We start from the raw sequence: 23,370 nt of genomic DNA, 5'->3' as shown, positions 1-23,370 counted from the left end.
ATGTGCTTTTTTATTTTAAACCCGATCAGCAATAGCAACAAAATGTTTATTCACCTCGCCAACATAAACCTGTCTGGGTCTTCCAATAGGCTCTTTATTCTCTCTCATTTCCTTCCACTGAGCAATCCATCCGGGTAAACGCCCCAATGCGAATAACACGGTGAACATATCGGTGGGAAAACCAAGTGCTCTGTAAATGATACCGGAGTAAAAATCCACATTTGGATACAGCTTACGTTCAACAAAATAAGGATCATTCAAAGCTGCATCTTCAAGCTTCTTAGCAATCTCTAAGATAGGATCATTGATCCCTAATTTATCCAGGATTTTATCGCATGCTTTTTTAATGATATTAGCCCTTGGATCGAAGTTTTTATAAACCCTGTGACCAAAGCCCATCAGTAAGAAAGGGTCATTTTTATCTTTCGCTTTATTAATCCATTTTTCGGTGTCACCACCGTCATTTTTAATCAACTCAAGCATTTCTATTACTGCCTGGTTTGCTCCACCATGTAATGGTCCCCATAGAGCAGAAATACCTGCGGAAATAGATGCTGGTAGGTTACAACCTGAAGATCCGACGATCCGAACGGTAGAAGTAGAACAATTCTGTTCATGATCAGCATGTAGAATAAGTAATTTATCCAATGCATCAACCACTACAGGATCGATCCCTATTTCTTCGGTGACCTGACCGAAAGTCATGTTCATAAAATTTTCTACATAGTCAAGCTTGCTTTTTGGATAGATGAATGGCTCACCTAATGAACCTTTATAGATCCAGGAAACGATGGTCGGCATTTTAGCAATCAATTTAATGATTCCTAAATCAATATCTTCCTTGGATGGATTTGGATTTAAGCTTTCGGGTGAAAAAGCGGACAGTGAACTTACTAAAGAGCATAACTGACCCATTGGGTGAGCTTTTGGAGGAAAGGCATCGTAGAACTTCTTCATATCCTCATGCAAGAGCGTATGTTTGCTGATTTGAAGTTTGAAGTTATCTGTTTCCGCCTGTGTAGGTAAATTACCGTATATGAGCAAATAGGCAACTTCAATAAAAGTTGATTTTTCTGCTAGATCTTCAATAGCATAACCTCTATAGTTCAATAAACCCTGTTCGCCGTCCAGAAAAGTTATCGCGCTTTTAGTACATCCTGTGTTTTTGAAACCACTGTCCAATGTAATATAACTGGTTTGATCTCTTAGCTTTGAAATATCAATAGCCTTTTCATTTTCTGTACCAGTAACGACTGGTAACTCGTACGTTTTATTACCTAGGTTTAATGTAGCTTTTTCTGACATATTATTTTGGATGTTGCAACGCAAAAATAATTAAATATGAATATCCTCAAAGTTAATTATGATTATGTAATGTAATTTTTTTAATAATTAGAATTGACATTAAAACTGCATTTTTTGAGAAAGTATGTAAATGGTTATTCTAAATATTTTACCAATATACCATATTTGTGAATTTTTATGTAACATAATTGTGTATATTTATAAACAAAACATATACAACCTTTTATTTTTTAATGCGTAAAATGCTAAAAAAGAAATTACAAAGGGTAATTACTCTGCTCATGAAGAAAGAAATACTTATAGTTGATGATGAGATAAGTATCTTGAAGCTATTAAATTTTGTATTAGCTAAAGACTATAACCTGATCATTAAGAATAGTGGTATTGAAGCGATTAGTTGGCTTGAAGAAGGAAATACACCTGCATTAATTATATCGGATTTGCATATGCCCTATTTTGATGGCAGTTCATTCGTTCGTAATCTTAAAGTCAGTGGTTATTACCGTGACATTCCTGTAATTCTTCTTTCGGGTGCCGAAGACCTGGACAGTGTAGCAGAAGGGATGTCTCATAAGGCAGAATCATACATTCAGAAACCATTCAATCCAACTGCACTAAAAACAGAAATCATTAAACTACTTTCAATTCCCACCTCAATAAATTAGCACGATGGTATCTTTATCCACATTAAACTTATCACAATCAGGCATCCATGCACGAGTAGTGTATGCGGGTTCAGAACTGAGAGATTATTTATCAGGAGAGTTGTCTAATCAGTTTGCGCTCGATTCAAATGATTTGACTATTAAAACTCTTGAAAAGTTCCTAAATGATCAGTCCTTACTCACCTTACCTGATATTCTGTTGATTGAAGCAGATTTTAAGGGCGAATGGATTAATGTTATTTCGAACATTAAGAAGAATCCTCTTTTGGGCGGTATGATTATCGTTCTATTATCTGCCTTTGTAAACAAGGATTGGAGGGCAAAGGCCATGGCATTGAAGGTTCATGATTTTTACAGTTACCCCTTCCCTGTTGAAGATCTTTGCGAGCGCTTGCAATTTCTGGTCAAGTTCAGACTGATTAAACCAAAACTAACCGAGTTGTCTGGTAAGGTGGATGTTCGGTATACGCTTCCGGCTTATAAAAGAACGTTTGACATTATTACTTCCGGATCTGCATTATTGATACTATCGCCCTTATTTGCTGTTGTAGCAGCATGTGTTCTATTAGAATCAAAGGGGCCTGCCATTTATAAAAGTAAACGGGTAGGTACAGGGTATAAGATTTTTGATTTTTATAAGTTCCGATCGATGCGTACCGGTGCTGATAAAGAAATTGCTATGCTATCTGCTTTAAATCAATATACAGATATAGAAAAAGGCAAATCTGCTTTTATCAAGCTTAAAGACGACCCTAGAATTACCAAATTGGGCAAGTTTATCCGGATGACTAGTATAGATGAGCTTCCTCAACTTTTTAATGTATTGATTGGCGACATGTCAATGGTTGGCAATCGTCCATTGCCATTATATGAGGCAGAGATGCTTACTTCCAATGAATGGACAACACGTTTCCTTGGTCCTGCTGGATTAACTGGTTTATGGCAAATTAGCAAACGGGGGAAAGCCGACATGTCCGAACGTGAAAGAAAGAAATTAGATAACTTTTACGCATCTAATTATTCCTTCTGGTTAGATCTAAAAATTCTGTTAAAAACATTTCCAGCATTGTTACAAAAAGAAAAGGTTTAATACCCTTTCTTTTTATCTATCATTACAATTCTGTTGAGTGAGGTTCACCCCATTTACAATAACGTCAAACTCTGTACGACGGTTCAATTGCTGATTAGCTTCCGAACACACTACGCCATCGTAACAACGGTTTACCAGGCGAGTTTTGCCATAATATTCTATTTTTACCCTGCTCCCGTTTATCCCTTTTGATACCAGGTAATTCTTTGCAGAACCACCCCTTCTAAGCGATAGATTACGGTTATATCCTTCGGAAGCACGACTGTCGCAATGGCTTGAAGTAATCACAGTCATTTCAGGATGTCTTTTCATCAGGGCCACTAAAGCATCCAGTGGAGGTCTCGCATCAGCACGTATTTCATCCCTGTCAAGGTCATAGTAGATGTTATCCACAGCGAAAACACGTTTCAGCGAGTCACAGTTATTAATTACATATTGTTGAAGGCTTTCCATTTTATTCAACTTCATATCTAAATGGATCACAGAATCTGTAGTAATGCCCACTGAAGTTGTGAACACCATTTGACTGATGTACCCTAGTTTTTGCGCAGTAACCTCATAATCAGTTTCTTTCTTCAGGTTATACTTGAATTCCCCTCTTGAATTGGCCGCAATAGTATCAATTCTATCCAGGGTTTTCAATAGTAACCGGCTTCCTGCGAGTGCAATATGTGTCCTAGCATCAGTAACTATTCCTTCAAGGGAAATTCTATAGGTAGCCTGACTGAAATTATAGATGTTGTCATTACCAGTTCTGTTGGAACTAAAATAACCACTTTTGCCATCATCGGACCTGATCAGGCCGAAATCATCTTTAGAGGAGTTTATAGGCATACCCAGATTTCTTGGGTTATACTGAGGTTTCATATCCTTCAACATCACTTCAAAAACATCCAAACCTCCTAAACCAGCATGTCCGGTTGACGAGAAGAATAAGGTGCCATCTTTAGAAAGAGAAGAAAATTGTTCATTACCCTCTGTATTTATCTGTTTTCCCAGGTTTACAGGTCTTGTCCATTGTGTACCTGAGCGAACAGAATAATATAGATCTGTTCCACCAAGGCCTCCGGGCATATCTGATGAAAAAATAAGGATATTACCATCCGCAGTTAATGCAGGGTGTCCGGTTGAATATTCATTGCTGTTATATGGGAACTCAGTGATCTTGTCCAGGTTCTTTCCTGTGGCCAGATACAATTTCAACTTATTAATGCCGGTCGTGCTCTTTTTGGCTGATCCTTTAAAATAATTGTTTCGGGTAAAAATGAGTGATCCATCAGGGAACACAGCAGCAGGGCCCTCATGAAATCGGGTATTTACATTTCCTTTCAAGAGGTGGATATTCCGATTTGGACTCATCATCGTTCCTGAAGAATCCAGATAATAGGAAGGACTGTATTGGCCTAGCGTCCTGCTGTCATTACTGGTAGCTGGGGTATCATCATCATTGTATACCATAGATTCCTTAGAATCGCCCCCTGCGTTGCCTATTGCAATAGAATTTACATCCTTAATGTCGGATAGTTTCGCAATATAAAACAAGTTCGTGTAAGGCGTATTATCCCAGGGGAAAACCCTTTTAATGGTTGCCCCCATTGTTCTGTTGCTATTAAAGAGAAGACCCTGTTTGTAGTATACAGGCGAATACTCTGAGGCAGAAGTGTTTAAGTTTGTTAGTGCTACTTTCCAAAACTCACTGTTTGGCGATAAGGAACTGGGGTTTGAGCGTGCAAAAGCAGAAGCTCTTTTATCAGATGGAACCATACTCAGGTATGTCCGATACCAATTTTCCGACCTTTCATATTGCTGTGCATTAGCGAGCGCCTCTGCATAGTACAATACCCAGTCCTGTTTCAATGGTTTTTGTTTACTCAGTTTCTCATACGAGGATAAAGCTTCGGGGTATTTTTTCGTTTGCCGGTAACTAAATGCGATCATTTCCAGTGCTTGAACATTGCCTGAATCAACTGCCAGTACCTTATTTAAAGTGGCAATGGCGTTCAGATATTTTAAAGATTGAAAATCAGTCGTTGCCTTCAGCATCAATTTATCCGGAGAAGATTGAGCAAAAGCAGTATTGATCACGAAAGTTGTGAGGATACAAAAACAAATCAGATAACGCATGGATAGCTTCATAATCATTAAAAATATCTTGGAGATAAAATTTTACCACGTTCAAAGCCAAACTCATACCTGATCATAATTTCATGGCTCCCCGTATTGAAACTTCTTAAACGGGTTACACTATGATCGTAACTGTAGCCTATTCGGATTTGGGGACTAGCCTGAATCTCGAGAATACCTGCCACATCGGCACTGGTACGGTATTGTGCTCCAACAGCAACAACATCTTTTATCCAGAGCATGGCATTCAGGTCCGCTTCCAAAGGAGCTCCTTTAACACCCTTGATGAGTATTGAAGGCTTCAGCTTTAAATTATCATCCACTTTAAATACATAACCTGTAGCGAAGAAAAGATGCATGTTTTTTAAACTCCCACCGGTAGTATCATCCGCTGCCTCATATGCTGTAATTCGTGAGTTCAATAAGTCCTGAGCGGACAAGCCTATATAAAAGCGATCGGAATTATAATATACACCTGTTCCGAAATTGAATAGAAATTTATTGATGTTCTCTGAAAATGCAGGATCATACGTACCGGCGTTTCCCAGGTCGACACCTGTATAATCAGCCCGGTATTGAACCGCGCTTCCCTGAATTCCAAAAGCCAAAGAGCCTTGAGCCATTCTGATCCGGTAAGCATAACTCAGTGCAGCACCCGTTGTGGAGGTAATGCCCAGTTTATCACTTAAGATCTGCAAACCCAGACCCACCTTTTTACCATTAAACGGAGCGTCAATAGTGAAAGATGTCGTTTGGGGAGCACCATCTAAGCCAGACCATTGACTACGGTGTAATGCAGTAGCCGAAACTACATTTCTACTTCCTGCATAGGCAGGATTTATAGCTAGTGTATTAAACATATATTGCGTATACATGGCGTTTTGCTGCGCATCTACTGAGATCGCACATCCAAGCAAGCATAACGCCCCTACTATTTTTTTAAACCTCTTCATTTATCTGTTAATTGTGAGATATCCCGCTTTCTTTTCCTTGTTATCCAATACCACGATGTAATAGTAAGTGCCCACAGGAACATCCTCACCCATATGAATTCCTTCGGTACACTTTCCATTCCATGTGTTCTGATATTCTTTCGACCTGAAAACCCTGTTTCCCCAGCGGTTAAAGATTTCTATATCTACCTTTTTCCCAAGTGCGTTCTGAATAATTAAATTGTCATTGATCCCATCATTATTGGGAGAAAAACCACCGGGAATAAACACGGTTTCTTTTTCAAGCGTAAAGGGAGTGGGATCTGAAGGAGTCGGATCACCTGAGATTTGAGAATCAGGAGACAATCCGTTAGTTGACTCATCTGTAGTTGCTGCACCATCAAGTACGGAAAGCCCTTTTACTAATGCCCTGTTTAAAAAAGTCGTCTCATCTGTTGTTACCAAAACAACCAGATCAACCACTACGGTTTCTTTGTATAGAGGTTGAATGGAGCTGGTATTTAAAAGCAGTTCCTGATCAGTATTACCATTAAAACTACTATTGATGAGTAAACTTCCTGAAGCAGCTATGCCGGATACATTAAACTGATTTCCCGCAAGAGCAGTCAGCAAATTATCTGTCAGACTTAAACGTTCAATACGATAATCACCATAGTTGACAATTGTAAAAGTAAACTTGATATTATAGCTTCCATCTGTGTTTTTAGAAATTGATGTCAGCGCTTTAGCTAAGCCTATTTTGGCAGGGACATTAACCGCTATGGTCACTTTTCCAGGTGTCGACTCATTACCTGCACCATCTGTAACCGTATATTCAAATTCATCCGGACCGCTATAACCAGGGTTGGGAGTATAAATTATTTCACCTGTAACGGGATTAATGGTATAAGTACCATGAGTTGGTGGAGTAGTGATTTTGATAAAACTACCTGCTGGTAAAGGGATATTGATAGTAGTACTCCCATTTAAGGGGACGTTCACATTTATAGCCGGAGCAATCGGCGGCAAGCCTGTAATAGAAACCGTAACGTTAATAGGTAAAGATTGCAGTCCATCGGAAGTAACCAGCGTATAGGTAAATACATCAGTTCCTGTATATCCTGCAACAGGGGTGTACGTAATGATTCCTGTTTCACCTACCGCAATGCTTCCATGCAAGGGATTCGTTTCCTGCTGTACAGTAGTTCCTGTTTGACTCAGATCATTATCTTTAACCCTAATAGTTACTGGAGTATCACTAGCTGTAGTAACCGCATCAGCACTGCCTAATGGATTTACATTGATGAACACGGTAATGGGGTCAGATTCCAGATTTTGAAGATTTCGAATCATATAGGTAAACGAATCTTTTCCACTAAAGCCAGATACCGGAGTATAGGTGAATGTTCCATCCGTTTCCAGTGCAACAGTACCGTGGAGTGGATTTGATAGTTTAAAAACAGTTGCTCCTGTACGTCCTCTATCATTATCAAGCACCCGTATTAAGACAGGAATGTTCGAATATGTAAATGCATTATCATTTGAGCCCTCCGGTTTAATGTTCACTGCGATGGTTACGGTAGCAATGTTTGATTCCAGGCCGTAATTATCTTTAACTGTATAAAAAAATATATCATATCCGCTGTATGCATTATTAGGAGTATAAAATACCAATCCTGTAACCGGATCAACGATAAGTGCGCCATGTGAAGGATTAGTCTTAATGCTGATACTGCTTTTATTAAGCGTATTATTACCGTCTTCATCTGTATCGTTGGCCAATACAGGGATACGGATAGCTGTATTCAGTGCAATAGTAGTTGTATCATCAACAGCCACAGGTCTTCTGTTTACTGTTAATGTCATATCATCTGAGAGTTGACATCCTCCAGGCGATAGAATGGTCCAACGAAATACATAAATGCCACCAGTCAATTTATTAACCAAAGAATTATAAACCTTAGGGCTTAGTATGATAGCTCCTTCAGGACCAGAGATCTGGGTCCAGGTTCCCGTATTTGTGCCCGGAGCACTTCCCTGTAGGATATAATTTCCTGCACCTGTAATAATATTGATCAATGAATCTTTTCCTGCATCAGGCTGCACAGGTGTAGCCACGTAAGTCAATGTAATTATTCCGGGATTGGAACTCATTCCAAAATTGTCTTTAACTGTATAGTAACCAGTTACTGTACCAATGAATGAAGATATAGGCGTAAAAGATACTGTTCCATTGCTATTGAGAGAAAAAGTACCCTGGTTAGCTATAGTATTGGTGGTCTGGATTCCAACAGTTGAAGGATCAAGATCAATGGAAACCTTATTGATACTACCCCCTTTGTTTGTAGTCGTGTCATTAGCGGTGACATCTACTATTGCCACTTTGCCGGAACACAAAGTTAAGTTATCAGGATTAGCTAAAGGCTCTACCAATACACTCTTACTGGTTACATCAATAAATACATTCCTTATTTCATGGAAATTGGTGTTTGCGCCAGTTGAGGAGGACAATCCATAACTTAAATTTTGTGGAGCCAGATCAGGATAGTAATAGTTGTCAATTACGGTTGTGGTTTGCAGAGTGGAACCTCCTTTTGTAATGCTTACTGAGATGTTAAATCCTCCATTGACATTCGGAACCAGATCGATAAAAACTTTCCGGTAACCGGTAGAACTTACGTCGGGTTTTCGTGTGGTACCTCCCTCTGTTAAAGCAAAGGTTAAATCGGTCGGTTTTTTACTTGTCAGGAATTGATAATTACCAGTTGTAAGTGCAGCCCCATCCCCTTTCCCACGTAAAGTAACTGACCCCGGTTGCATTCCTGATCCACCCTGCCTTCCTTCTGTCGGATTGGAGAAATTACCAAATTCATCTAATCCAATTCCAAGGTATCCTTTAGATACACCCGGGGACACAGGAGTGGTTGTAGTAATCTGAGCATATCCTAAGGATCCACCAAAGCCACCAATTACAAAAGGGCTGGCGCTGGCATCATATAGAAATAAGCAGATACCATCAGCACCTGTTCCACCATATATATAATATTCAAATTCGACCGAAAGACCCTTAGAAGAAGGGAAGCTCGCAGTACTATAAATAAATCCTTTCTGATTTTTAGTATTATTGGTTAAACGCAGATAACCACTCCCTGCAGGGTCAATACTGGCCCCTCCGGTTCCGGTTCCTGGAGCTGCTGTTAGAATTGCTTCTGGAGTTCCACCAAAAACAATACCAGAAGCTGTGCTATTTCTGAAGCTTTCAACATATGGAAATTGTGCTTTTGCGGGTCGTGTTAACAGGACCACAAGTGCAATAACTGCCATAAATAACAGGTAATTTTTTTTCACTTATTAAATATTTAAAACGATTCGATATTGTTTAGGTGCGTAATTTGTGTGCAATAATATAGTTCAATAATAACGCCATTGTGTAATATTGTTACAAAATAAGCATTTAATGGTGTATAATTGTTGAAACATGCAAACTTTAAGTTAATTTTAATCACAATATTAAATGACCGTTCTCACAATAAGCGTCTTTTTAGAATCGATTTCTCGTTTCGGGTCATATATTCTACATAATTACACATAATTATATGTAAAAATATAACAAGAAATCACTGCATCTTTATAAATTAGCAATTATTCACATCCTCAGTATTGCAGATGAATAAAATATTTTAATCACCCGAAATTTACAATGATTATAAAAAAGTCATCGATCATCATATTATTACAAATGCTTCTAATCTGTAACCTTTTGAAGGGACAGGAAACCATTATGACAGATTATTCCGCTGTTTATGTGGAGAAACTGGTGGCTATAGCCAAGGAGAATAACCCAAATGGAAAAGTGTATGAACACCAGGTTAACATCGCTAAAAATATGCTGAACGGAGAAAGAACATCTTGGGTAAGTTCATTCTCTTTCTCCTATTTAGCACGTTCTAATAGTAGTTCAGTAGATATTGTAAATCCGCAATTATTGACAGGATATCAGTTTGGAGTATCCCTCAATCCAGGTACCCTGTTTAAAATACCGTTTAATATTAAGACGGCGAAAGAGCAAGTAAAAATATCTTATTTAGCCAAAGAGGCTTATGATCTTCAGTTAGAGAGTGATGTGAAAAGCCGGTATCTCCTTTATTTACAAAGTCTTTCGGCTCTCCGTTTACAAAACAAAATTGTATTGGACGCTGAAAGCATTTTCAAGGATATGAAGATCAAATATGAGCGAAGTGAAATAACCTTTTTAGATTATAATAATGCATCTATGTCACTATCGACTGCATATCTTACCCGTATACAAGCAGAAACAAGTTTAATAGCAGCAAAAGTCTCATTGGAAGCATTACTGGCAAAGAAGCTGGAAGAAATAAAATAAATGGAAGAAATTAATAGATTTTTAAGACTGCTCAAGAAACATCGTCTCATTCTAATCATCGTACCAGCCATTACAGTGATCATTACCTTCTTTTTGGTTAGAAATTTACCTAATTCATACGTATCACAAACACAGATAGCAACTGGTATTGTGGATGATACACAATCTAGTTTAACTGGTGACGCTGCTGCTAAAAGCTGGAGTGAAGTGAGTCAGGCTTTTGCAAATCTGATGGAGGTGATGCGCTTAAAAAAGATCCTGGATCAGGTATCCTATAAATTGATCATTCATGAAATTAGTGGAAAGAAGTCATTCAGGGCCATACCTCCTGAACTGCAAAATTATAATCAGCAGGAGCTGAAACAAATATTGAACACCTTTGAGGACAAGTATAATAAAACAGAAGGACTTAATCTTTGGGATGCTAAACAAATTAAACTTTACAATATTCTTCGGGCCATTGGTTATGACAGTGAATCGATAAAAAATAAGATAAAGATTAATCGGGTTGGAGATAGTGATTTTATTACGGTAGAAGTGGATACAGAGAATCCGGAGTTATCTGCTTTCATAGTTAATTCGCTTACCGAAGAATTCATTAAATATTATACTTTTTTGATCAAACAGAATCAAAGAAAAGCAAATACTTTTTTGGATAAAATGCTCATTGAAAAAAGAGCTGCGATGAATTCTAATGTGAATGCGTTACGGGATTATAAGATCAAAAACAGGGTTTTAAATCTGGAAGAGCAGTCCAGCCAGCTTTACGCTCAAATAATTACCTATAATGATCAAAAACAAAGCATTTTAAAGGATATAGCAGCTAATACAGGTGCTGTGAATGAAATTGATGGCCGGTTTGATCCAAAGGATCGTAAATATTTGGAATCTACCTTAACAAGGTTAAACCAGCGCTTATTATCTACAAAAGAAGAATTACGATCATTATACGATTTATATATTCAGAATAACTTTGAACCCAGTTATAAAGAATCAATTGATTCGTTACAACGCATTTTGACCTCTCAGATCAATCAGTCATCGGATCAATATATTAACAGTCCATTAGCTACTAAACAGGCGTTAATTCAACAAAAACTACAGTTGGAAGTTCAACTTGATCTTTCCAGGTATAGTATGAATTCCATTGAAAATGAGCTCCTGAACTTGAATGCGCAATTTGATAAAATGGTACCGCATGAGGCTGAAGTGCAATCATTAGAGAGAGAGGTTGAAATTTCAAGCAAAGAATACCTGGATGCTTTGGAAAAGTTCAATCAGAGTAGTATGGAATCGGGATTCGCTATTAAAATTAATCAGGTTCAGATTGCAATGCCCGGATTACCTCAGCCTTCAAAGAAAATGCTGTTGGTCATCATAAGTGGAATTGTCACCTTTATATTTTGCCTCGTTGTATTGTTTATTCTTTACTTTCTTGATGATACCATTAGTTCGTCGAAGGAGCTTGCAAATAAAACAGGTGTGCCTGTGTTAGGGGGATTAAACACGATACAAGGGTCAGTAGTGGATCTCAATGAAATATGGAATAGCTCTTCTTCTGGTAGTTTAAACGAGTTCAAAGATCAGTTGCGGTCAATACGCTTTGAAATTGACAACGAGATCAAAAACGGTGTGATTGCTATAACGAGTATGAAGGAGTTTGAAGGGAAGACCCTTTTAGCCCTTAGTTTGGCGCATGCCTGGAAGATGACGAATAAAAAGGTGTTGATTATAGATGGGAATTTTACTAATCCAGAAATCAGCAGATCATTGGATACATCTATGTACATAGAGGATTATTTAAATGGGACAACCGAAGTAAATCAGCTCCATACCGATCAGTCTGTTACCGTTTTGGCAAACAAGGGCGCTGATACATCACCCTTAGAAATAGCAGATGCAGAAACGATCACATCAAAAATTAATCAACTAAAAGAATTGTTTGATGTGATCATTATAGAAACAGCATCCCTATCTAAAATGAATCAAAGTAAAGAATGGCTCAGTTTTGCAGGAAATGTTATAGCTGTTTTTGAAGCAAGACAAAGTCTGAATGACGAGAAATTGAACGATATCGCTTATCTGACTTCTCTTGGTGATAAATTTACTGGTTGGGTATTTAATAAACAAGAGACTTTCTTATATGTACGCAAGAAGAAGAAAAGTATAAAGAACGGATGAGTATGATAAGTATATTGTGGATCTTTTTTCAAGTATTAGTTGGGTATAACCTGGTCTTGCCGCTTGTGTTGTATATTATATGGACGGCACGCCAGCCATCATCTTATATTGGTAGACAATTGCCAAAACTATCAGAAGCTGATTACGCCATTATCATCACGGCATATGAACAAACTCAAACGCTTGCTGCTGTTGTATCCTCTATTCATAAGCTAAATTATTCAAGTTATATCATTTACATAGTAGCTGATAAATGCGATATTTCCAATTTACAGTTTGATGATCCTAAAGTTATCTTATTGAGACCGGTTGATACGCTTGCTAGTAATGTGAAATCGCATTTTTATGCTATTGATCGTTTTGTTCGTAAACACGACCGCCTAACTATAATCGACAGCGACAACCTTGTTCATCCTGAATATTTAAATCAACTAAACACCTGTTTTGATCAGGGCTTTCAAGCTGTACAAGGTGTTAGGGAAGCTAAAAATTTGGATACCACCTATTCATGTCTGGATGCTGCCCGTGACATCTACTATCACTTTTATGATGGAAAGGTCTTATTCGGTTTAGGATCTTCTGCTACATTATCAGGATCAGGGATGGCTTTTACCACTGATCTATACTGTGACTGTCTGGAGAATAAAGAGGTAAGTGGAGCAGGCTTTGATAAAGTATTGCAATCTATAATTGTATTGAAAGATATTCGAATTGCTTTTACTGAAAAGGCTATTGTATATGATGAAAAAACATCCCGTTCAGATCAGCTCGTTCAGCAACGTTCAAGATGGATTAATACTTGGTTCAAGTATTTCAACTTAGGTTTTACCATAATGGGAAAGGGTATTCGGAATTTCAGTTTCAATCAGTTTACTTTCGGTTTGATACTACTCCGGCCACCTTTGTTTTTGTTTATTTTAGGGTCGGGAATTTGCTTTTTCTGTGACTTATGGTTCAGTCCGGTTTCATCCTTTATATGGCTGGTAGCTTTTATCCTTTTTGTCTTAGGTTTTTATATTGCATTGCAAAAGTCATCAACTGATAAGCGGATCTACAATTCACTTGTGAATATACCCAATTTTATGTTCTACCAGATTGTGTCTTTGCTGAAAAGCCGGAAAGCAAACAAGACCTCTGTAGCAACAAAACACTATCATACTCATTCTATTGACGATATAAATGACATAAAATGAGAGTTGACCCAAAAATTACAGATCAAAGTAAAGTTAGAGAAAGCAAGTTAAAACGGCAGGATATCCTGAGGATAGTAGCCATTATTTTTGTCTGTGCAATCATTTATTTCATATTTGTCAAGATCATGATATTATAATGGGAGACATCAAGCTGAACTTAAAGAAAACAAGGGAAAGTTGGAGAAATGAAAAACTTAGTGTTCATCTCAAGAGGATTTTTATAATTGAGAAGCTAACTAATATTCCAGGACTTATTTTGCTGTCTTTATTTGCTATCGCTTTTTCCTTTGTAATAGATAAATCCGGAATATCTGGAGTTTCCATGATATTAGTTGTTGTAATTGGGCTGCCTGCTGTTTTCTGTATCGTCAGGTTTCCTCAAATTGGTATCATTATCATTCTTATAGGCGCTTATTTTCTCATGTGGATCTATGGTTTCATATCAAGCTTTCCTCTGGGAACTTTAATGGATGGTATTGAGGTCCTTCTTATCCTGGGGTTCTTTATTATTCAAAAAAAGAAAGCGGATTGGGGTTTATTTAAAGAACCTATTGGTGTTATCGTTTTAATTTGGGTAGGTTATAATATAATGCAAATTGGCAATCCAACTGCGGAATCGCGAATGGCTTGGTTATATACCATCCGTGCAGTTGCAGCTGTCATGCTCATGTATTTTATATTTAGTTATAATATAAAAACTCTCCCTTTTTTGAAACTGATATTAAAATTATGGTTATTGCTTGCACTCTTTGGCGCTTTTTATGCCTTTAAACAAGAGTTTATAGGATTCTCAGAATCAGAGATGAGATCCTTATCTGACCCTCGTGTAAAAGCATTATACTTTATAAATGGACATTGGAGGAAGTTCTCCATTTTCTCTGATCCGGTGGCATTTGCCTACAATATGGTTGCGCCTGCACTGTTTTGTATTAGTATGCTTTTCAGTCCCCTTAAATCCTGGAAAAAGGTGGTACTAGGAATAATGGCTGGAATATTTCTTCAAGCGATGTTATTTTCAGGAACTCGTGGTGCTTATGTTTTAGTCCCGGTTGCACTTGTTCTTTTAATGATTGTTAATTTGAATAGAAATGTAATCATAGCCAGTATTATCGCAGGGGTACTTTTTGCTTTACTGATATTTACTCCAAGCTCAAGCCCGAGTATAAGACGGTTTCAATCTGCTTTCCAACCATCGGAAGATGCATCCTTTAATGTACGAAAGGAGAATCAAAAAAGAATTCAACCATTTATACAAACGCATCCCTTGGGTGGAGGATTGGGGGCAACGGGTGTATGGGGTACACGATTTTCGCCGCATTCTTTACTAGCTAAATTTCCTCCCGATAGTGGATATGTTCGAGTAGCAGTAGAAACAGGTTCAATAGGATTACTCCTGATATGTACACTGATGGTAATTATTATTAAAACGGGTATAAATAATTTTTTTTCTATCAAAGATCCGGAGCTCAGGTCTTACTGCCTGGCCATGACCATTATTATTTTCGCATTTGCTGTTGGGAATTACCCACAGGAGGCTATTGTACAGTTTCCTTCCAATATCTATTTCTACTTATTTACAGCGATCATTACGGTAACTAAACGGTTGGATATAGAAAAACAAAAAAAGAACCTTTCCTCAAATTTTTCGTAAAAAATTACAATTATGAATATACCCCACTGGATAGAAAAAGTTAATTTACCCTATACTGATTATGCGCAGATTCCTCAGGATATATTTGATCAGGTAAATCAAAAATTGGATCATATTCAGGGAGCTGATCCTCTCATTACCATTCTTATTGCTGCCTATAATGAAGAGGTTAATATTTTGCGTTGTTTGTACTCGCTTTCGCGGATGCAAACCAACATTCCTTTAGAAATAATTGTGATTAATAATAATTCATCGGACCATACTCAGATAACGCTAGACAAGTTACATGTTAAGAAGTTATTTCAGGAAATACAGGGCTGTGGGCCATCACGTCAATTGGGACAGGAGCAAGCAAAAGGAAAGTATATTCTTCTTGCAGATGCAGATTGTCTATATCCAGATACCTGGGTAAATGAAATGATGAAGGTATTGCAAAAACCAGGTACTGCATGTGTTTATGGCCGATATTCCTTTATTCCTGAACCCGGGTATCCAAGGTGGAAACTCTTTTTATTAGAGAAAATGAAAGACGTGATAGCCGGATATCGTCATATTAAACGCCCCTACTTGAATGCTTATGGAATAAGTATGGGATATGTAAAAGAGTTTGGTTTAAAAGCAGGATTTATCATGGTTAATGTTAGAGGCGATGATGGCCGTTTAGCATTTGATATGATGCAGTATGGTAAAATTGAACAAGTAAAATCAGCTAAAGCCAGACCATGGACAGGTCCACGCACACTAGAAAGAGACGGTAGTTTTACTAACGCATTAAAAAATAGAGTGCTCCGTGAAATTAAAAGATCCTTCAGTATGCTCAAAGGAGAAAAGGCTCATGATACTAAAACATCCTCTAACGAGGATTAAACTGGTATGTTTTTGTCTTTAGCCACTTCATTAATATATTTAAGAAAGATCTTTGCTACTGAAGGCCAGCTATAAGTATGTGCAAACTGAATTCTTTCCTGTTGTAAATTTAAAGTATCAAGTTTCATTGCCTTTTCAATAGCTTCAATGTATTCATCAGTTGTAATAGCCAGATAGGTGTATTCGCTGAAAACCTCTTTCATGGTATTTGTTGCTGTAGCCACAACAGGTCTACCCATTGCTAAATATTCAATTATTTTTAATGGGAAATTTCCGATAGTAATTTCATTAACTAATTGAGGATTGATGCATACATCAAAATATTTAACATAAGCGGGAATTAAATTGGTATGCTTTTTTTTGTAAAATGTGATGTTACTTATAGTATGTAAATCGCTTTTTATAAAATTTTCGTCCTCCTCCCCTATAAATACAAAATCCCAATCAGCGCGTTTTCTCGCAATGCTTGCAATTAAATTGATATTAATACGCATTGAATTCAGTGCACCCACATACCCTACTATTGGCCTTTTGAATGTTTTAAGTTCCTCTGGCTTTTCCCATGACTTGGTATGATCAAAGACCTCCAGATCGGCACCGTTTCCAATATAAAAACTATTTTTATTATAAGTCAAAGCCCTCTTGGTGAAGTCCAATGAGTTGCATACCACTGCATCACTTTTTTTCATAAGTAAAGGCTCCAGTGTAGGACCATGTCTTTTCCAATAACCAAAACCAATGGTATAATCTCTGTCGAGGTATACATAAAGAGCAGGTTTTAAAAACTCTTTCAAATAAAAGCTTCGAAACATATCCTTATCGTTTACAAGAATAAAGGTATCGAAACCTAATTCTTGTATGGCTTCTTTTATACAGGAAGAAAATCTTTTATTATTTATCCGGTTAAATAAAGAAAACACAGCGGTAAAAGGAATCCAGTTAATAGATTCAATTACTTTTTGGGGACTTAATACTGAAAGCTGTTCAGATACTTGAACTAAACCCGCTTTTTTATTCTTTATATTTTGAATATGGGCTTGAGTATAGATGTCGTTAGTTTTTGAATACCATGTACGGCGGTCAATTGGCGGGTTAACATATAAAACACGATGCTTTTTAGAGAGTTCCTTTGCAAGACTGGTTGATGTCGATTCCCGATCTGTATTGATACGCTGAAGACTAACGAAGACAAAATTCATTTTATTGGGATAAAAAATTAATACTTGGCAAATAAAAGATCAAAATTATATCTGACCTGTCTATAAGCATATCGGATAGCGAAAATTAAGGGATTCTTGCTTGTGGTCCAGCTTTTTCTACTCATTGAACTCGGTTCTGCTTCCGAATTTTCTTGAGTAAATAATGTTTTAAACTCATTATAAAATAACCCTTTTCCCTTATTTTGAATAAAAGAAATACACATTCTATATTCAGTACGATCTCCTTTTATACCTTCTGTATACCTGCCGACCTTTTTAAAGAAATCACTTCTTCTTAAATGAGGATGATCGCTGTAATAATAGATTTTATTAGAATTTGTGTACCAAGGTTTGATTATCATTTCCGAATATCCTTTTCCAAAGTCCTTAAGGTAAGGATAGGGAGAATATGCATAAAACCGGATGATATCAAAGTCACTTCTTTCCTTCATGATATCTAAAGCATCTTTAAAATGTATCGGAAAAATTTCTGTCGGAACAAAATCTTCCTGCACATATAGGGTAAAAGGTGTTAATACAGCATCCTGGCCTTTATTTAAATTATTTCCAAGACCCTTGTTCATAGGAGTTGTTATAAGCCTAAAAGGTAGTTCCTTTTGAATTTTTTTCAAATATTTTTGATGATCAGCAGAACTACAGTCATCGGATATTACAACGTCTTTGAAAATACAATTCAAAGTTTGGAAACTCTTCAAAAGACGTTCTAAAGAGCTACTCCTATTATAATGGGTAATTAATAAAGTTACTTCTGAAAATATATATGTCATTAAAACAAATTAAACAATAATTCAGGGTATGTTACCAGACAACTAAGTTAACTCTTTTATTGCTTTGAAAAGACCTTCTCCAACAAATTTCAGAGTCAAAAGAGACTCAAATCAGGTTAATGCTTATATCAAGTCGATAATCATCAGATTAAAATTCATTTGCTTTATAAGATACATATGAGTGTTGATAATAACTTATTGATTTCTATTGATTCAGAGAATGGGTATATAAGGGAAAATTCGCATGCAAACAGCATTTACAAATTTACCCAAATTGACCCATTTCTTGCTTCTATGATGCTTTTTTAAGTTTAGATTAACGAACAATTTTTTTTATTCTCAAGGACCGGGCACTTAAGTGTATTCATTAATTTAATGTATTTTTTTTACTCAAATTGGCATAGCTTTAGAGCTAAAATAGATGTACTAATGGAATATCACTGTAAGTATTTTTATTTAACCATGTAAAAAAACAGTTTTTGAAATATTTCAAACTTGATAAACCTTAAATTTAACAACAGTTTAACATCGCTTTCTTAAATCATGTCAACTCCCCTTAAAATTACTATAGCTGTTGCTTGCGATAATCATTACTTGATAATGCTTGCAGCATTACTCAAATCTATAGAAGTCAATCATAAATCGGCTGAGCATATCGACGTTTGGATTATTGAAGATGATATCCCAGAACCTAACAAGAAAAAATTGGGGTCCTCCTTAGACCCAGCTATGTTTACCTTGAACTGGATTAATCAGAAGCAGGTAATTCCAAAGGATATGCAATTGCCACTTGATAAAAATACTTATCCACTTAATATTTTCATGCGGCTATTCATTCCATATTTCATTCCGGATGAATTGAAAAAAGTGCTTTATCTGGATGTTGATATGATCATTACCAGAGACATCTCCGAACTTTGGAATACAAATATTGATAATTATATAATTGCAGCTGTTACTGATTCTACTTGGGTTTATATCAAAAATAGTGTAAAAAACTATAAGGAATTAAATTTGCCAGGTGATGCAAAGTATTTTAACTCCGGACTACTGCTTATGAATATTGACAAGTGGAAAGAGCATGACATCACCCGTAAGGTTATAGAAACGGTGAATCAAAACCGACAGTATACTCAATTTAGTGATCAGTACGGCCTTAATGTTAATCTGGTAAATCAATGGCTTGAATTAGATCCTTTATGGAACTATTATGCTGATGGAAAACATCCAAATCCTTTTAATATTCATTTCTTCCATAGAAAGCCCTTTTATAAATCCTATTTCAATAGCCCGGTATATAAAGATGTTTTCTATAATTACCTGAATAAAACAAAATGGATAAATACTAAACCTGTAGGTGAAGCTAAACGGTATTTTATCAAAACAAGTAATATCCTGGAAAAATTGCCTTTGTATGTTAAGAGCCTTATTTCTTAGAAAAGAATTCGTATCCTTTTTTAATTAACTTGTTATAAAGTTTCTTAAGCAATCGTATATAACTGTTATGTGGCTTGAAATCATTCCATTGTGTAAGTTGCAAATAATGATAAAATCTGTTTTTATAATCCTCATTATAGGCGTAAGAGGAATAAATAGGTTTTACTCCGATGAAATGAATCAAATAAGGGTTCGGCTCTGCTGATAGAGCATAACAATTCCATTTGGAATCCAGCTCTAGCCAGTGATCTGCAAATACAACATTCAATCCATATTGATCAGGGAAATTAGTATACTTTTTATTTTCATTAACACATTTTAATATGCGTTCTGTGCAGTTCAGTTCACGCCATTTTTTCGGATTTATTATTAATAAGCCACTATTGAAATATTTTGTGTCTGGAGATAAGCCTAGTTCTTTGAAGTTGCTTATTCCTCCCCAGGTGCTACTTACTACACCGGAACGATCAACTACCCCTCCAATGACCTTATCTTGCAAATCTATCTTCCACAATTCTTGAATATCTTCCTCCATAATCATGTCTACATCCAGATAAATGACCTTTTCTAATAAAGGAGAAATAAAATGGGGAATAAATAACCGTGCATACACATTTAGGGGGAAAGAAGAGGCATCCAGGGGTAAATTTGACTTGTCTGGTATGATTTCACTTAATTTCAACCAGTTAATATGAAAAACGTCCTTACTAACCGATCCAATAATTTTATCTTTATTTTGTTTGATCAATCCATCTTCTACTATATAAAGAATGATCGCTGAATCAGCTTTATGATTAACTTCTATTGACTTCAAAAGTGCAGCTAATAATACTGCATAATGATTGTCGCAGACAGTTACTACAGTAATTTTTCCTGCCGATTCTTCCATAGGTTAAATATCATAAAATAAGCTCGTCTTACATGAATTATTTTTTTTACTTTTCCATACTACATGCACAACCTCCTTTTAAAAAGGATCCAATTGATTTTTATGAAACATTTTTTCAAAAAAACCATAAAAGGGTATATAAATAAGTAATGAGCTTTAAGAAAACGTTTTTTAAAAATATATTGGTAACGGGTGGATATAACTATATATCTCAGCTTATCGTTTTCTTATCTTCCTTTATAACAGCACGATTACTCCTTCCTGAAAATTATGGTCTTGTGGGATTAATCACCGTGTTTACAAATTTTATATCTGTATTTTCGGATAGTGGTATTTCTTTGGCCGTTATAAAAAGTGATTATGGGCGATCTTATTACAAAGGACTAGATACTCTTTCTATAGTTATTGGAGTGGCACTTTTTTTTCTAACTTCCTTATTAGCTTGGCCTATTGCTTCTTTTTATGGTAATCATAACCTAATACTTCCTGCAATCGTGCTTTCTTTGACATTTATTACCAGAAGTATGTCTATCGTAAGAGCTGCTTTACTATCAAAAGCATTAAATTTTAATGATATTGGGAAGATCACTTTGATTAATACCATTGTAAGTATCATTCTAACGATAATTTTAGCTTACCTGGGAGCTGAGCATTGGTCGATTATCATTCCTCAAATTGTAACCTCCATCATTGCTGTTGTTTACTATGAACAAAAAACAGGCTTAGGTTATAAATTATATCCGCTTAAATATGCGAAAATTGCCTATAAGCATACTAAGAATAGTATCAAAAATTTACTTGGCTTTAATCTCGTTAATTATTGGGCAAGAAATTCAGATAACCTTATTGTAGGCAAGTTATATGGTGTGAATGACTTAGGAATTTACAATCGGGCATATAGCTTATTAACTTTACCCTTATCATTAGTAACCGGATTAATGGGTACAGTTTTATATCCTAGTCTTAAAAAACTAAAATCGGAAGGTGGTGATATCAACAAGGAATATATCTTTGTTTTAAAAATAATATCTGTCCTCGTCTACCCAATTGCTTCAATATTTATCTTGTTTCCAGAGCAACTCGTGTCGTTTCTATGGGGACAAAATTGGCTGGCTGTAGGGAAACTCCTACCCTATTTTGGATTGCTCATATTTGGACAGTCTTTATTGTCAACAACCGGAAATATCCTGGTTTTGCTTAATCAGGAAAAGAAATTGATGATTAGCGGGTGGGTCAGTGCCTTTTTTACAATCGCAGGTATATCAATAGGAGCTTATTATTCTTTAGTAGGTATAGCTCAATTTTATTCTCTTTCTTTCATATTGTTCGTTCTTCCATTCAACATGATCTTTATTTTTTATAAAGCACTGGCTTTTAATTTAAGACAATTACTGCTATTTTGGCTTCCGGTAATCCTCCTTTCTCTTGGTATATGGTTTGCTTGTTTCTATAATCAATTTGAAATTAAGCTGTTTTTTCTTTTCCTAATGCTCATAAATCTTGGGATTAGTTCTGGGAAAGAAATTAAAAGCATTTTGTTAATTGTTTCAAATAAAATTTCTCCTACTAAAACCGCATGAAAATAGACCATATGGAAAGCAAAAGTACTACAAATGTATTTGTGATTATTGTGACTTACAATGGTACTAAATGGGTTGAAAAATGCTTTGATAGTTTGAAGAACTCCCTCTTACCGCTTCAAATAATAGTAGTGGACAATCAATCAACGGATAATACCGTAGCTTTGATCTGCTCAGATTATCCTGATGTAAAAGTCATACAAAGCCAGGTGAATCTAGGATTTGGAAAAGCAAATAATATCGGTATAAGGGAAGCCCTTATTCAGGGAGCAGACTATGTGTTTTTGTTGAATCAAGATGCATGGATTTTGCCGGATACAGTAGCTATATTAGTTGCCGCTCACAAAAAACAACAGGAATACTTTGTTTTAAGCCCCGTCCATCTCGATGGTACAGGCGAGAAACTAGATCTAGGTTTTTCCACCTATATTTCACCCTACAACTGTGAAAGTATGATTTCTGATTTAATATTACGAAAAGAACCATCTGAGGATATTTATACTATAACTTTTGTAAATGCAGCTTTCTGGCTTATAAGCCGTCACGGAATTGAACAAGCAGGCGTATTTGATCCGATATTTCCACACTATGGAGAAGATGATGATTACATGCACCGTGTCATATATCATGGAGGTAAAACGGGAGTATGTCCTAATTCTTATGGATGCCATGATCGAATTCAAGAACTTGCCAATGTAAAAAAAATGCCTTATGAAAAGCGGTATAAAAGACAAATTGTAGGATGTTTAATTACACTAATGAACATTAACAGAAGCTTTTACCATTGTTTCATGGTGTTCCTTCGATCACGTATGGAGTTTTTCTTCTCCGCCTTTTTTAAATTAAAAATTAAGGAATCTTATTTGGAAATGAAAGTATTCGTTCATATCCTCTTCATGATTGGAAAAATAAAAAGACATAGGCTAAAAAATAGGCAAAAAGAAAGCTGGCTTAATCATTAAATGTGAGATCTTATTTTTGAATTGACAGATCCTCCACTTTATATATCTTAATACCAACCAACCTACCCTCTTAACTTTCACTTAATGCTATGGTAGTGTTTCTTCTATTTATTATTGCTGCAT

17 protein-coding genes are annotated in these 23,370 nt (G+C 36.2%); 10 read left to right on the top strand and 7 right to left on the bottom strand.

What is annotated here, in order from left to right; translation table 11 throughout:
* Nucleotides 1–15: 15 nt before the first annotated feature.
* A complete protein-coding gene (locus ADIARSV_RS08725) occupies nucleotides 16–1,305 on the bottom strand; it encodes a citrate synthase (protein ID WP_016195103.1) in 1,290 nt (429 codons plus the stop codon).
* A gap of 281 nt (nucleotides 1,306–1,586) precedes the next feature.
* Between ADIARSV_RS08725 and ADIARSV_RS08720 the strand changes: the two genes are divergently transcribed.
* Nucleotides 1,587–1,970, top strand: a complete 384-nt coding sequence (locus ADIARSV_RS08720; RefSeq protein WP_040299579.1) for a response regulator — start codon at nucleotides 1,587–1,589, stop codon at nucleotides 1,968–1,970.
* Nucleotides 1,971–1,974: 4 nt separating this feature from the next.
* Nucleotides 1,975–3,060 (top strand): sugar transferase, encoded by a 1,086-nt coding sequence (locus ADIARSV_RS08715; protein WP_016195101.1) that lies wholly within the window; start codon nucleotides 1,975–1,977, stop codon nucleotides 3,058–3,060.
* Between the two features lie 12 nt (nucleotides 3,061–3,072).
* On the opposite strand, the gene ADIARSV_RS08710 is transcribed toward ADIARSV_RS08715, so the two are convergent.
* From ADIARSV_RS08710 to ADIARSV_RS08700, 3 genes are read right to left on the bottom strand one after another with little or no spacing between them, the layout of a single operon-like run.
* Nucleotides 3,073–5,196, bottom strand: a complete 2,124-nt coding sequence (locus ADIARSV_RS08710; protein ID WP_016195100.1) for an OmpA family protein — start codon at nucleotides 5,194–5,196, stop codon at nucleotides 3,073–3,075.
* A gap of 5 nt (nucleotides 5,197–5,201) precedes the next feature.
* On the bottom strand, nucleotides 5,202–6,137 hold the full coding sequence (locus ADIARSV_RS08705) for a PorP/SprF family type IX secretion system membrane protein (protein ID WP_016195099.1): 936 nt from the start codon (nucleotides 6,135–6,137) through the stop codon (nucleotides 5,202–5,204).
* The gene (locus ADIARSV_RS08700) at nucleotides 6,138–9,464 is read right to left on the bottom strand and encodes an Ig-like domain-containing protein (protein ID WP_152439817.1); all 3,327 of its coding nucleotides are present in this window, start codon (nucleotides 9,462–9,464) and stop codon (nucleotides 6,138–6,140) included.
* Between the two features lie 352 nt (nucleotides 9,465–9,816).
* Here ADIARSV_RS08700 and ADIARSV_RS08695 point away from each other — a divergent pair, with 352 nt between their 5' ends.
* From ADIARSV_RS08695 to ADIARSV_RS08675, 5 genes are all read left to right on the top strand, one after another.
* Nucleotides 9,817–10,500 carry a TolC family protein gene (locus ADIARSV_RS08695; RefSeq protein WP_040299570.1) on the top strand — a complete coding sequence of 228 codons (684 nt, stop codon included), beginning with the start codon at nucleotides 9,817–9,819 and terminating at the stop codon, nucleotides 10,498–10,500.
* On the top strand, nucleotides 10,501–12,681 hold the full coding sequence (locus tag ADIARSV_RS08690) for a GumC family protein (protein WP_016195096.1): 2,181 nt from the start codon (nucleotides 10,501–10,503) through the stop codon (nucleotides 12,679–12,681). It begins immediately after the preceding gene.
* A gap of 2 nt (nucleotides 12,682–12,683) precedes the next feature.
* The gene (locus ADIARSV_RS08685; protein WP_016195095.1) at nucleotides 12,684–13,874 is read left to right on the top strand and encodes a glycosyltransferase; all 1,191 of its coding nucleotides are present in this window, start codon (nucleotides 12,684–12,686) and stop codon (nucleotides 13,872–13,874) included.
* A gap of 136 nt (nucleotides 13,875–14,010) precedes the next feature.
* Nucleotides 14,011–15,525, top strand: a complete 1,515-nt coding sequence (locus ADIARSV_RS08680) for an O-antigen ligase family protein (protein ID WP_016195094.1) — start codon at nucleotides 14,011–14,013, stop codon at nucleotides 15,523–15,525.
* A 12-nt stretch (nucleotides 15,526–15,537) separates the two neighbouring features.
* Nucleotides 15,538–16,392, top strand: coding sequence for a glycosyltransferase family 2 protein (locus ADIARSV_RS08675; protein ID WP_016195093.1), 855 nt, complete (start codon nucleotides 15,538–15,540; stop codon nucleotides 16,390–16,392).
* Here ADIARSV_RS08675 and ADIARSV_RS08670 read toward each other — a convergent pair.
* The gene (locus ADIARSV_RS08670; protein WP_016195092.1) at nucleotides 16,389–17,591 is read right to left on the bottom strand and encodes a glycosyltransferase; all 1,203 of its coding nucleotides are present in this window, start codon (nucleotides 17,589–17,591) and stop codon (nucleotides 16,389–16,391) included. The two genes, ADIARSV_RS08675 and ADIARSV_RS08670, sit on opposite strands and share 4 nt — an antisense overlap.
* A gap of 17 nt (nucleotides 17,592–17,608) precedes the next feature.
* Complete coding sequence (locus ADIARSV_RS08665; protein WP_016195091.1) at nucleotides 17,609–18,379, bottom strand: glycosyltransferase; 771 nt, start codon at nucleotides 18,377–18,379, stop codon at nucleotides 17,609–17,611.
* Between the two features lie 543 nt (nucleotides 18,380–18,922).
* Here ADIARSV_RS08665 and ADIARSV_RS08660 point away from each other — a divergent pair.
* Nucleotides 18,923–19,816 (top strand): glycosyltransferase family 8 protein, encoded by an 894-nt coding sequence (locus tag ADIARSV_RS08660; RefSeq protein ID WP_040299566.1) that lies wholly within the window; start codon nucleotides 18,923–18,925, stop codon nucleotides 19,814–19,816.
* On the opposite strand, the gene ADIARSV_RS08655 is transcribed toward ADIARSV_RS08660, so the two are convergent.
* On the bottom strand, nucleotides 19,806–20,705 hold the full coding sequence (locus ADIARSV_RS08655; RefSeq protein WP_016195088.1) for a glycosyltransferase family 8 protein: 900 nt from the start codon (nucleotides 20,703–20,705) through the stop codon (nucleotides 19,806–19,808). The two genes, ADIARSV_RS08660 and ADIARSV_RS08655, sit on opposite strands and share 11 nt — an antisense overlap.
* Nucleotides 20,706–20,854: 149 nt before the next feature.
* On the opposite strand from ADIARSV_RS08655, the gene ADIARSV_RS08650 reads away from it, so the two are divergent.
* Nucleotides 20,855–22,285: an oligosaccharide flippase family protein gene (locus ADIARSV_RS08650; RefSeq protein WP_016195086.1), complete on the top strand. Its 1,431-nt coding sequence runs from the start codon at nucleotides 20,855–20,857 to the stop codon at nucleotides 22,283–22,285.
* Nucleotides 22,282–23,247 carry a glycosyltransferase family 2 protein gene (locus tag ADIARSV_RS08645; protein ID WP_016195085.1) on the top strand — a complete coding sequence of 322 codons (966 nt, stop codon included), beginning with the start codon at nucleotides 22,282–22,284 and terminating at the stop codon, nucleotides 23,245–23,247. The genes ADIARSV_RS08650 and ADIARSV_RS08645 overlap by 4 nt, the downstream gene beginning before the upstream one ends.
* Nucleotides 23,248–23,370: the final 123 nt, after the last annotated feature.

Source organism: Arcticibacter svalbardensis MN12-7, assembly GCF_000403135.1.
In the GTDB taxonomy this organism is placed as follows: domain Bacteria; phylum Bacteroidota; class Bacteroidia; order Sphingobacteriales; family Sphingobacteriaceae; genus Arcticibacter; species Arcticibacter svalbardensis.
This window is presented reverse-complemented; position numbering and strand designations above follow the sequence as displayed.